Below are 12216 nucleotides of genomic sequence, written 5' to 3'. Positions count from 1 at the left end.
GCCGGCCCGCAGCCAGCTCCCGATGCTTATATTCCGCTGAGCGAAACATTTGGAGCGCAATTTTCGCGAAAATCGTCGATTGCGTGACGTCTATGCCGCCGCTTGAGCGCGCCCGGTGCGCCGGAAATCGCCAGGAACGCGGAATAGTCATTTGAAATAAATGAAAAATTTAATATCGACGCGACGTCAGCGCGGGCGGCTGCGTGCGCATCGCCACGCAAAATTATGTTTTGCTAAGCGGTATTGATTATGAAATTATCGCCGCAAAGATGAGGGCCGGTCCCGTCCGCGCGGGGCGAGGGGCCGCTGACGGAGGAAGCACATGATCGAGTACGCCCTGGACGCCGACGGCATCGCCACCGTCACCTGGGATCTTCCGGGTCGTCCGGTGAATGTCCTGTCCATGGATGCCCGCCTGAAGTTCATCGCCGTCACCGAGGCGGCGCTGAACGATCCGGCGGTCAAGGGGGTGATCATCACCTCCGCCAAGAAGGAGTTCATCGCCGGGGCCGACCTCACCCTGCTGCAGAGCTTCCGCGGCAAGCCGGCGGCCGAGATCATGGGCAAGATGAGCGCGCTGCGCGATTTCCTGCGGCGCATGGAGACCGCCGGCAAGCCGGTGGTGGCGGCGATGAACGGCACCGCCCTGGGCGGCGGCCTGGAGATCTGCCTTGCCTGTCACCATCGCATCGCGGTCGATCGGCCCGACGCGGTGTTCGGCCTGCCCGAGGCGGGGCTGGGGCTGCTGCCCGGGGCCGGTGGCAGCCAGCGCCTGCCGCGCCTCATCGGCATCAAGGCGGCCCTGCCGCTGATGCTGGACGGCAGCCGCGTGTCCGCTGCACGCGGCAAGGCGCTCGGCTTCATCGACGACCTGGTGGCCGCCGAGGATCTGCTGCCGGCGGCGCGGGCCTGGATCCTCGCCCACCCCAAGGCGGCGCAGCCGTGGGACCAGCCCGGCTTCGTGCCCCCGGGCGGCGACATCTCCGGCGTGGAGATGAACCGCTGGTTCATGGCCCTCGATTCCAAGGTGCATGCGGAGACCAAGGGGAATTTCCCGGCGCCGCGGGCCATCCTCTCCTGCGTCTACGAAGGCCTGCGGGTGCCCATCGACGTGGGGCTCGCCATCGAGTTTCGCTATCTCGTGGAGCTGGTGCGGGGCGACGTGGCGCAGAACACCATCCGCACTTTCTTCTTCTCCATGAACGACGCCCGCAAGCTGAAGGGGCGTCCGTCGGCGCCGGCCAGCCGCTTCTCCAAGATCGGCATTCTGGGCGCCGGCACCATGGGCGTGGGCGTGGCGCAGGTGGCCGCGGAAGGCGGCCTCGAGGTGGTGCTGCTCGACCAGTCCCTGGAGGCGGCGCAGGCCGCGCTAGCCAAGCTCGCCGCCAGCCTCGAACGTCTGGTGGCCAAGGGCATCACCTCGCCGCAGACCCGCGCGGCGGTGCTCGAGCGCATCCACCCCACCGCCGATTATGGGGACCTTGCCGGCTGCCAGGCCATCATCGAGGCGGTGTTCGAGGATCGCGCCATCAAGGATGACGTGATCCGCAAGACGCTGGCGGTGACGGGCAGCGACGTGCTGTTCGGCTCCAACACCTCCAAGCTGCCCATCACCCAGCTCGCCCATTCCACCGACCGGCCCGACCGTTTCATTGGCCTGCACTTCTTCTCGCCGGTGCCGCGCATGGCGCTCTTGGAGATCATCCGCGGCGCGCAGACCTCCGACGCCACCGTGGCGGAGGCGCTGGACCTCTCCAAGGTGCTGGGGCGCACGCCCATCGTGGTCAATGACGGGCCGGGCTTCTTCACCAGCCGCTGTGTCTCCACCTATCTCAACGAGGGCATCGCTCTGCTGCGCGAAGGGGTGTCCCCGGCGCTGATCGAGAATGTCGGCCGCCAGGCCGGCATGCCCATGGGCCCGCTCACTCTCGGTGACGGCATCGGCATCGACACCATGCACAAGGTCCGCGTCCAGGAGGGACGGGACAAGGGCGATGCCTGGGTGCCGGGGGTGGAGTTCGAGGTGGTCGAGCACCTGGCCGGTCTCGGCCGCTATGGCATGAAGAACGGCAAGGGCTTCTATGATTATGCCGCCGATGGCTCCAAGGCCCTGTGGCCGGAGCTGGCGACCCTCTACCCGGTGGCGGCCGAGCAGCCGACGCCGGAGGCGGTGCGCACCCGGCTGCTCCACGTGCAGGCGGTGGAGGCAGCGCGCTGCTTCGGCGAGGGGGTGATCGCCGATCCGCGCCATGCGGACATCGGCTCGGTGCTGGGCTGGAGCTTCGCCAAGCACACTGGCGGTGTGTGCTCCTATATGGACACCATCGGCGTCGCCCGCTTCGTGGCCGAGTGCGATGCGCTGGCCGACACCTATGGCGAGCGGTTCCGGCCGCCGGCCTATCTGCGCGACCTCGCCGACCGCGGTCGCGGCTTCTACGACGACGCGGCCTGATGGAACGGGGAACGAACACCATGCGTACCGTCTTCCGCGAGGATCACGAACACCTGCGCACCCAGGTGCGCCGCTGGATCGAGGAGAAGGTCCGGCCCCATTATGACGTATGGGAAAAGGCCCACATCACGCCCAAGGAGGTGTGGCGCGACGCCGGCCGGCTCGGCTTCCTTTTGTGCAACGTGCCGGAGGAGTATGGCGGCGGCGGCGGCGATTTTGGCCATTCCGCCGTGGTCATCGAGGAGCTGGCGCGGGCCAACGCCTCCGGCCTCGGCTTCTCGCTGCATTCCGACATCGTCGCGCCCTACATCCTGCGCTACGGCAGCGAGGCGCAGAAGCAGCATTACCTGCCCAAGATGGCGGCCGGCGAGATCATCGGCGCCATCGCCATGACCGAGCCGGGCACCGGCAGCGACCTGAAATCCGTGCGCACCACGGCGCGGCGCGACGGCGACCATTATGTGATCAACGGGCAGAAGACCTTCATCACCAACGGCGCCAATGCCGGGGTGGTGATCGTGGTGGCGAAGACCGATCCCGCCGCCGGCGCCAAGGGCGTCTCGCTGATCCTGGTGGACGAGGACACCCCCGGCTTCGCCAAGGGCCGCTCCATCGAGAAGGTGGGCCAGCATGCGCAGGACACGGTGGAACTGTTCTTCGAGGAGGTGCGGGTTCCGGTGTCCAACCGGCTCGGCGAGGAGGGGCGGGGCTTCTCCTATCTGATGCACGAGCTGGCCCAGGAGCGGCTGGTGATCGGCGTGCGCTCGGCCGCCATGATCGAGGCCATGCTGCAGGCGACCATCGACTACACGCGCGAGCGCAAGGCCTTCGGCCAGTCGGTGTTCGATTTCCAGAACACCCGCTTCAAGCTCGCCGACGCCAAGGCGCGGGGCACCATGCTGCGGGTGTTCGTGGATCACTGCCTGGCCCTGCACATGGAGCGCAAGCTGAGCCCGGAGATGGCGGCCATGGTGAAGCTCACCGGCTCCGAGCTGCTCGGCCAATTGCTGGACGAGTTCCTGCAGCTGCATGGCGGCTATGGCTACACCACCGAATACGAGATCGGCCGCGCCTGGACCGATGCCCGGGTGCTGCGGATCTATGGCGGCAGCAACGAGATCATGCGGGAAATCATCGCCCGCACCCTCTGATCGCCAGTCATCACACAAGAACGACAAAGACTTCAGGGAGGCCCCCATGGCCGTGGATACCGAGACTTTCGAACAGCTGCTGGAGACTGTCCGCCGCTTCACCCGCGAACGCCTCATGCCCAATGAGGGGCGCGTGGAGCAGGAAGACGAGATCCCGGCGGAGATCGTGCGGGAGATGCGGGACCTTGGCCTGTTCGGCCTCTCCATTCCCGAGGAGTTCGGCGGCTTGGGCCTGTCCATCACCCAGGAGGCGCGGGTGATCATGGAGCTGTGCCAGGCCTCCCTGTCGTTCCGCTCGCTGATCGGCACCAATGTGGGCATCGGCGCCCAGGGCCTGGTCATGGACGGTACCGCGGAACAGAAGGCGCAGTATCTGCCGCGCCTCGCCAGCGGCGAGATGATCGCCTCCTTCGCCCTGACCGAGCCGGATGTGGGCTCGGACGCGCAGAGCATCCGCACCAGCGCCCGGCGCGATGGCGACCATTTCGTCATCAACGGCACCAAGCGGTTCATTACCAATGCCACCCGGGCCTCGGTGTTCACGCTGATGGCGCGCACCAATCCGGCCGAGAAGGGCGCCGCCGGCATCACCGCCTTCTTCATTCCTGCCGACACTCCCGGCATCCGCCTCGGCAAGGTGGACAAGAAGATGGGACAGAAGGGCACCCGCACCTGCGACGTGATCCTGGAGGACTGCCGGGTTCCCGAAAGCTGCATCATCGGCGGGCCCGCCTTCGAGGGGAAGGGCTTCAAGACCGCCATGAAGGTGCTGGATCGCGGCCGGGTGCACGTGTCGGCCATGGCCATCGGCTCGGCCCAGCGGATGATCGACGAGGCGCTGGGCTATGCGATGCAGCGCAGGCAGTTCGGCCAGCCCATCGCCGAATTCCAGCTGATCCAGGCCATGCTGGCCGACAGCCAGACCGAACACGCCGCGGCCAAGGCCCTGATGCTGACCGCCGCCGACACCTATGAGCGCGAGGGCGCCGCCCCCATGCTCGCCTCCTGCTCCAAATACTATGCCACCGAGATGGCCGGCCGGGTGGCCGACCGGGCGGTGCAGATCCACGGCGGCTCGGGCTACATGGCCGAATATCCGGTGGAGCGCCTCTATCGCGATATCCGCCTGCTGCGCATCTATGAAGGCACCAGCCAGATTCAGCAGCTGATCATCGCCAAGAGCATGATCAAGCACTACGCGGCCACCCACTGATGGCCGCGGACGCGCCGGATGGCGCCACTGATGGGATGCCCGATGGGATGCCCGATGGAATCCCGGATGGAATCCCCATGGAGGGGGCGTTTCCGCGCCTGCTCGGCATCACCCAGGTGGAGCGGCAGCCGAACTATGCCAAGCTGACCCTGACCCTGGACGAGATGCACCTGAACCGGCTGGGCATTGCCCATGGCGGCATCCTGTTCAGCCTGATGGATACCGCCAGCGGCATCGCCGCCGGCCTCGGCGCCGAAGGCAGCGCGCGCGGCACGGTGGTGACCCTGTCCATGACCATCAACTACATCCGGGCGGTGCGGTCCGGCCGGGTGGTGGCGGAAAGCCGGGTGCGCGGCGGGCGGCGCACCCTCACCATCGAATCCGAATGCCGCGATGCCGAGGGCTCCCTTCTGGCGACCGCCCTCGGCACGTTCCAGACCCTGCCCGCCAAGGCGTGAGCGCGCGGCGTACCGCCGGCCGAACCGGGAGTTCCCATGGTGTCCGAACCCGCTGCCGGCCCTCTGGCCGGCCTGAAGGTGATCGAATTCGCCGGCATCGGCCCGGTGCCCCTGGCCGGCATGCTGCTGGCCGACATGGGCGCGGACGTGGTGTGCATCGCCCGTCCCGGCGCCATCCCCACCGATCCGCGCCAGATCGTCAGCCGCGGCCGCCGCTGGATCGCGCTCGATCTGAAGGCGGCCGCGCATTGCGCGAACGCGCGAACGCTGATGGCGGCCGCCGACGTGGTGCTGGAGGGCTTTCGCCCAGGGGTGATGGAGCGGCTGGGGCTCGGCCCACAGATTGCCCTCGCCGACAATCCGCGGCTGATCTACGGCCGCATGACCGGCTGGGGCCAGGAGGGGCCGCTCGCCGCCAGCGCCGGCCACGACATCGACTACATCGCCATCACCGGCGCCCTCGATGCCATTCGCGGCGCCGAGGGGCGGCCGACCCAGCCCCTGAACCTGGTGGGCGACTATGGCGGCGGCACCATGTTCCTGCTGATGGGGGTTCTGGCCGGGCTGGTGCACGCCCGCGACACCGGCCGGGGCCAGGTGGTGGATGCCGCCATGTGCGACGGCGTGGTGTCGTTGCTGTCCCTGTTCCACGCTCAGGCGGCGCTGGGCAAATGGGGCGAGCCGGGCACCAACTCGCTGGACGGTGGAGCGCCCTTCTACGGCACCTATCGCTGCGCCGACGGCAAGTTCATCGCCGTCGGCGCTCTCGAGCCGCAATTCTACGCGGAGCTGCGGCGCCGGGCTGGGCTTGAGGAGCCGCTGTTCGACCAGCAGTGGGACCGGGGCCGTTGGCCGGCCATGCGCGCGCGCATGGCCGAGGTCTTTGCGAGCCGCCCGCGGGAGGCATGGGCGGCGCTGTTCGAGGGCAGCGATGCCTGCGTCGCCCCGGTGCTGGCCCTCGACGAGGCCCCCTCTCATCCGCACCTGCGCGCGCGTGGCAGCTTCATCGATCGCGATGGCCTCTGGCAGGCCGCGCCGGCCCCGCGCTTCTCCGCCACGCCATCACAGGTGCCCGGCCGCCCCATGGGCGCGACCATCGTGCCGGAGGACCTGCTGGCGCAGTGGACGCCGCCTTCCCTCTGAGCCGTCCGGACGCCGCCGAACCCGGGTGCGCGCGGGTGCAGGCCTGAGGGCAGGCTGTCACGCTGACGCCCGCCCGAGGCGCGTGCACGGCTGGCTCGCTCGCCGCCCCGCTTCGCGGCGTCCCGGCCATTGCGCGCCGTCATCGCGCGCCGCGTCGGTGCGTCCGGTCGCCCGACTGACGTGAAATGCCAAGCTGCCCCTGCGGATCTCGGCTCAATTATGGCCTCGTGGATGCACGAGAGCGGGCCTGTCGGCCCGCCGATGGTGCGCTGCGTCCTGGGGTTGATGTCGTGCGCGGGATTGATCGCTATGGGCGAGGTCTCGTGCCGGCGTATGATTGACACAGCGTCACAGATGCCGTTCGCGGCCTCGGAGGGGGCCCGGGCGCCTCGGACCGCTGCAGAGGGTGGCAGGATCCGGCAGGCGATTCAGTTCGGAAGGGAAGGCGGGTGCCATGACACGGACACTCTCGACGAGCCCCTTGAAGCGCCGGGCAGGCGTGAGCTGCGCCGCAGGCGTCGCTTTGGTCCTGGCCACCGCCACCGTGCCCGCGGCGGCGCAGCAGGCGGGGAGCCAGCCGGCCAGCGCCACCACCAAGGCGGCCAACGCCAAGCTGCTGACCGAGCTTCCCTTCGCCAACACGCAGGAATTCGAGGAGGCCAAGGCCGGCTTCATCGCGCCGCTGCCCGACAATGGCGTGATCAAGAACGGCAAGGGTCAGCCAGTCTATGACCTGTCCCAGTTCACCGCCTTCATCGGCGAGGGCAAGCCCGCTCCGGAGACGGTGAATCCCAGCCTGTGGCGGCAGTCCCAGCTGATCATGCTGGGCGGCCTCTTCAAGGTCACCGACAAGATCTATCAGGTGCGGGCGGCAGACCTGTCCAACATCACCTTCATCGAGGGCAGCAACGGCATCATCGTCGTCGACCCGCTGATCTCGGAAGAGACGGCGAAATATGCCCTTGAGCTCTATTATGCCCACCGGCCGAAGAAGCCGGTGGTGGCGGTGATCTATTCCCACAGCCATGTGGACCATTACGGCGGCGTGCGGGGTGTCGTCTCGGAAGACGACGTGAAGTCCGGCAAGGTGAAGATCTATGCGCCGGAGGGCTTCCTGGACGCGGCGGTCTCCGAGAATGTGATGGCCGGCAACGCCATGAGCCGGCGTGCCTCCTATATGTATGGCAACCTTCTGCCGCCGAGCCCGACCGGGCAGGTGGGCGCTGGCCTCGGCCCCACCACCTCGTTCGGCACCGTCACCCTCATTCCGCCCACCGACACCATCAAGCAGAATGGCGAGAAGCGGCAGATCGCCGGCCTGACCATTGAGTTCTGGATGGCGCCGGATTCCGAGGCGCCGGCGGAAATGTTCTTCTACATCCCATCGCTGAAGGCCCTGTGCACGGCGGAGGATGCGACCCATACGCTGCACAACACCTATTCCCTGCGTGGCGCCAAGATCCGCAACCCGCTGGCCTGGTCGAAATACCTCAACGAGGCGCTCTACAATTGGGGTGGGGATGTGGAGGTGCTGTTCGCGCCGCACCATTGGTCGTTGACCGGGAACAAGAAGATCGTGCAGCACCTGAAGAACCAGCGCGATCTCTACCGCTACATCAATGATCAGCCCCTGCGGCTCGCCAATCATGGCTACCACATGATCGAGATCGCGGAGATGCTGAACCTGCCGGAGGGGCTGCAGAAGGATTGGTCGGCCCGCGGCTATTACGGTACCGTCAATCACGACGTCAAATCGACATATGTGCGGTATCTGGGCTGGTTCAACGGCAATCCCGCCACCCTGCACCAGTATCCCGAGCGGATCGCCGCCGGGAAATACGTGGAATTCATGGGTGGTGCCGATGCCATCCTGAAGAAGGCCAAGGCGTCCTATGACGCGGGCGATTATCGCTGGGTCGCCCAGGTGGTGAACCATGTGGTCTATGCAGATCCCGGCAACAAGGCCGCCCGCGCGCTGCAGGCCGCGGCTCTGGAGCAGATGGGCTACCAGGCCGAGAGCGGCCCCTGGCGCAATTTCTACCTGAGCGGCGCCAAGGAGCTGCGCGAAGGGGTCGCCAAGCTGGGCGCGCCCTCCACCGCCAGCCCGGACACCATCCGTTCCATGACCCTCGATCTCCTGTTCGACTATGCCGCCATGCGTCTCAACGGCGACAAGGCGGCCGGCAAGGTGATGAAGATCAACTGGAACTTCACCGACACCAACCAGCAATACGTGCTGGAGCTGGAGAACTCCGCCCTCAACCACATCGCCGGCTACCAGGTGCCCGACGCCGATGCCACCATCGCGCTGTCGCGGGCGAAGCTGGACGACATCCTGCTCGGCCAGACCACCTTCGAGAAGGAGGTGTCGGCGGGCAGCGTGGTGGTGCAGGGCGATGCCAACAAGCTCGGCGAGCTGCTCGCCATGCTCGACAAGTTCGAGTTCTGGTTCAACATCGTGACGCCCGTCGCCACGCAGAACTGAACTCGAAGGGATGGGGCGCGGGGGCCCCATCCCGCCGTTTCGTGAGGCCGAGATGAAGACACCATCCGTCCTGGTGATGCTGTGCGTGGCGCTGCTTGCCGCCGGTGCCGGTGCCGCGCGCGCCTGCGGCTATCACCCCGGCCTCTCGAGCGACACCTTCGATGCGGTGCATCCGCGCTCGCTGGGCGTCGCCGTTGCGCTGAACCGGGCCCAGAATGACGGGATGTTGCCGCCGGCGCCGGCAGGCCTGCCGGGCTTTCCCGGGCAGGAGTATCGCCGCGCGGTGCGCGAGCTGCAGGAACTGCAGGAGCGGCTGACGCGGGTGGCCCCCCGCTTTGCCGCGGCGCACGGCTGGCGCTTTGCCTTCGTGTTCGTGCGCTCGCGCCTGTGGGCGCAATATACGGTCGGCCCCGAGGGGGCCCGCGTCGAGGTTCATACGCCGCCGGCGGGTGCCGGCGAAGCGGTGGTGCTGTCCGACGAAGCCGTGCTTGCGGCGATCCTCAGCGGCAAACTGACGGTTAAGACCGCCCGCGAGGCCGGCCTGTTGCAGTTCGCCGATGATGGGGACGAGGCCGCCCAGCGCATCCTCAGCGCGGCCCTGGAGCGCGCCCCCGTCGGCCAGTAGGCTCCCCCGCCGGTGCCCACCTCGCCGATGGGCCGCAGCAGGGGCGCGGGTGCCTGCACCCCCGTCCAGGATGTCAGACGATGAGGTGTCAGGCGATGTCGAACGACACCCCCTGGGCCAGGGGCAGGGCCTGGGAGAAGTTTACCGTGTTGGTGGCACGGCGCATATAAGCCTTCCAGGCATCGGAGCCGGATTCGCGGCCGCCACCGGTTTCCTTTTCGCCACCGAACGCGCCACCGATCTCGGCTCCGGAGGTGCCGATATTGACATTGGCGATGCCGCAATCGGAGCCATCCGAGGCGAGGAAGCGCTCGGCCTCCTGCAGGTCGAGGGTGAAGATGGAGGACGACAGGCCCGCTGCCACCGCGTTATGGACCTCCAGCGCGGCGTCGAAATCCTCATAGGCCATCACGTAGAGGATGGGCGCGAAGGTTTCTTCCAGCACCGGGCCGCATTGGCGCGGCATCTCCACCAGCGCGGGCCGGACATAATAGGCGCGCTCCGCGCCGGCCTCCGGCACCCGCGTGCCGCCGGTCACCTGGCCGCCCTCGGCCCGGGCGGCCTCGAGGGCGCGCTGCATGGCATCGAATGCCGCCTGGTCCACCAGTGGGCCCACCAGGGCGGAGGTCTCCAGCGGGTTGCCCACCGACACGCTGGCGTAGGCCGCCTTCAGGCGCGGCACCAGCTGGTCATAGACACTTCGGTGCACGAACAGGCGCCGCAGGGTGGTGCAGCGCTGGCCGGCGGTGCCCATGGCGCCGAAGGCGATGGCGCGCAACGCGAGATCGAGATTGGCGGAGGGGCAGACGATGCCCGCATTGTTGCCGCCCAGCTCCAGGATGGAACGGGCGAAGCGCCGGGCGAGCCGCGGCCCCACCTCCCGGCCCATGCGGGTGGAGCCGGTGGCGGAGACCAGCGCCACCTGCGGATGGTCCACCAGCGCCTCGCCGACGGTGCGGTCGCCCACCAGCACCTGGCTGAGATGTTTCGGCGCCGCACCGAAGCGGGCCAGCGCCCGCTCCAGAATGGCCTGGGTGGCCAGCGCCGTCAGCGGGGTCTTCTCCGAGGGCTTCCACACCACCGCATTGCCGCACACCAGGGCAAGGGCCGCATTCCACGACCACACGGCGACGGGGAAGTTGAAGGCGGAGATGATGCCCACCACCCCCAGCGGGTGCCAGGTCTCCATCATCCGGTGGCCGGGGCGCTCGGTGGCGATGGTGAGACCGTAGAGCTGGCGCGAGAGACCCACCGCGAAATCGCAGATGTCGATCATCTCCTGCACTTCGCCGAGGCCCTCGGAGGCGATCTTGCCGGCCTCGATGGACACGAGCCGGCCGAGCTCCGCCTTGGCGGCGCGCAGTTCCTCCCCCAGCAGCCGCACCAGCTCCCCACGCTTGGGCGCGGGCACCAGACGCCACGCCTTGAACGCCTCATGGGCGCCCCGGATGGCGGCATCCACCTGCGCCGGTGAGACCGTCGGCAAGCGGGCGATCTCCGCGCCGCTCACCGGGCTGAAGGAGGGCCTGTCGCCGCCGGTCCAGGCCGCGCGCGCGACACCGAGGCTGTCGAGCAGGGTGGCCGTTTCCAACGTCACATCGACGGCATTCGACACTTCGCGTCTCCATGGTCAGGCGCCCGGCGCCGGACCGGCGGCGCTGGCGCGATCGATCATTCTCAGCCTTCATGATAAGGGAAGGCGCCGCCGAGGGATTGCGCATATTTCGACTGAGTTGATGTGAGTGGGGAATGAAGCTGAGCCGCCGACTGGTTCCCGATCTGGCCGTGCTGCAGGCCTTCGAGTGTGCCGCGCGCCACGGCAACTTCACCCGCGCGGCGGCCGAGCTGCAGCTCACCCAGAGCGCCGTCAGCCGGCAGATCCGCGCCCTGGAGGCGCAATTGGGCGTGGCCCTGTTCGAGCGGGTGCGCCAGCGTGTGGTGCTGTCCGACGCCGGCCGCAGCCTGTTGCCGGAGGTCTCGCGCCTGCTGGGACAGACCGAAGAGGTGGTGCTGCGGGCCCTGGCGGCCTCGGATGGCAAGACGGTGCTCTCCATCGCCACCCTGCCCACTTTCGGCAGCCGCTGGCTGGCGCGACGCCTGCCCGATTTTCTGCGCCGGCATCCGGGCACGGTGCTCAACATCGCCTCGCGCGGGGCGCCGTTCGATCTCGCTGCGGAGGATTTCGACCTGGCCATTCATTATGGCCAGCCGGTGTGGGCGCGTGCCAGCTGCAGCTATCTGTGCAGCGAGGTGATCGTTCCGGTGGCGAGCCCGGCCCTGCTGGCCGCGACGGACATCGCCCAGCCGGGCGACCTGCGGCGCGGGCCGCTGCTGCATCTCGACACCCGCCCGAAGCTGTGGACCGAGTGGTTCCAGGCCCATGCGGGCGAAGGCCTGGGCGCCTACGCCGGCAACCGCTTCGACCAGTTCGGCATGATCATCGCCGCCGCTCTGGCGGGATTGGGCTTCGCCCTGCTGCCCGATTACCTGATCGAGCAGGAACTGGCCGAGGGCGCGCTGCGCATTGTCTTCGACCGGCCGATGACCACAGACAACAGCTATTATGTGGTGCAGCCGGAAGGCCGCCAGCAGCGGGCGGCGGCCCAGGCCTTCCGCGAGTGGCTGGCGACCCAGGTTTCACCCCGCCGCCCGGTGCCCGGCGCCGCGCCGTAGCCCGCCGCCGGGGGCA

9 protein-coding genes are annotated in these 12216 nt (G+C 68.2%); 8 read left to right on the top strand and 1 reads right to left on the bottom strand.

Annotated features, from left to right (window positions below; translation table 11 throughout):
* Positions 1 to 322 precede the first annotated feature (322 nt).
* The 7 genes from ACU4E7_RS04455 (at position 323) to ACU4E7_RS04425 (ending at position 9527) form a co-directional block, all read left to right on the top strand.
* Positions 323 to 2452, top strand: a complete 2130-nt coding sequence (locus ACU4E7_RS04455; RefSeq protein WP_447020768.1) for a 3-hydroxyacyl-CoA dehydrogenase NAD-binding domain-containing protein — start codon at positions 323 to 325, stop codon at positions 2450 to 2452.
* A 20-nt stretch (positions 2453 to 2472) separates the two neighbouring features.
* Positions 2473 to 3603, top strand: a complete 1131-nt coding sequence (locus ACU4E7_RS04450) for an acyl-CoA dehydrogenase family protein (protein WP_447020767.1) — start codon at positions 2473 to 2475, stop codon at positions 3601 to 3603.
* A gap of 46 nt (positions 3604 to 3649) precedes the next feature.
* A complete protein-coding gene (locus tag ACU4E7_RS04445; protein ID WP_447020766.1) occupies positions 3650 to 4816 on the top strand; it encodes an acyl-CoA dehydrogenase family protein in 1167 nt (388 codons plus the stop codon).
* Between the two features lie 47 nt (positions 4817 to 4863).
* Positions 4864 to 5274 carry a PaaI family thioesterase gene (locus ACU4E7_RS04440; RefSeq protein ID WP_447020765.1) on the top strand — a complete coding sequence of 137 codons (411 nt, stop codon included), beginning with the start codon at positions 4864 to 4866 and terminating at the stop codon, positions 5272 to 5274.
* Positions 5275 to 5310: 36 nt separating this feature from the next.
* The gene (locus ACU4E7_RS04435; protein WP_447020764.1) at positions 5311 to 6417 is read left to right on the top strand and encodes a CaiB/BaiF CoA transferase family protein; all 1107 of its coding nucleotides are present in this window, start codon (positions 5311 to 5313) and stop codon (positions 6415 to 6417) included.
* 454 nt (positions 6418 to 6871) lie between these two features.
* Entirely contained in the window at positions 6872 to 8902 is a 2031-nt protein-coding gene (locus ACU4E7_RS04430) for an alkyl/aryl-sulfatase (RefSeq protein ID WP_447020763.1), read from the top strand.
* Positions 8903 to 8954: 52 nt separating this feature from the next.
* Positions 8955 to 9527, top strand: coding sequence for a hypothetical protein (locus ACU4E7_RS04425; RefSeq protein WP_447020762.1), 573 nt, complete (start codon positions 8955 to 8957; stop codon positions 9525 to 9527).
* Between the two features lie 88 nt (positions 9528 to 9615).
* On the opposite strand, the gene amaB is transcribed toward ACU4E7_RS04425, so the two are convergent.
* Positions 9616 to 11142: an L-piperidine-6-carboxylate dehydrogenase gene (gene amaB, locus ACU4E7_RS04420; RefSeq protein ID WP_447020761.1), complete on the bottom strand. Its 1527-nt coding sequence runs from the start codon at positions 11140 to 11142 to the stop codon at positions 9616 to 9618.
* 134 nt (positions 11143 to 11276) lie between these two features.
* On the opposite strand from amaB, the gene ACU4E7_RS04415 reads away from it, so the two are divergent.
* Complete coding sequence (locus ACU4E7_RS04415; RefSeq protein ID WP_447020760.1) at positions 11277 to 12200, top strand: LysR family transcriptional regulator; 924 nt, start codon at positions 11277 to 11279, stop codon at positions 12198 to 12200.
* The last annotated feature ends 16 nt before the right edge of the window (positions 12201 to 12216 follow it).

The organism is Xanthobacter sp. ZOL 2024 (assembly GCF_052932325.1).
The sequence above is the reverse complement of the archived record's forward strand: the minus strand, read 5'-3'. Positions and strand labels throughout refer to the sequence as shown.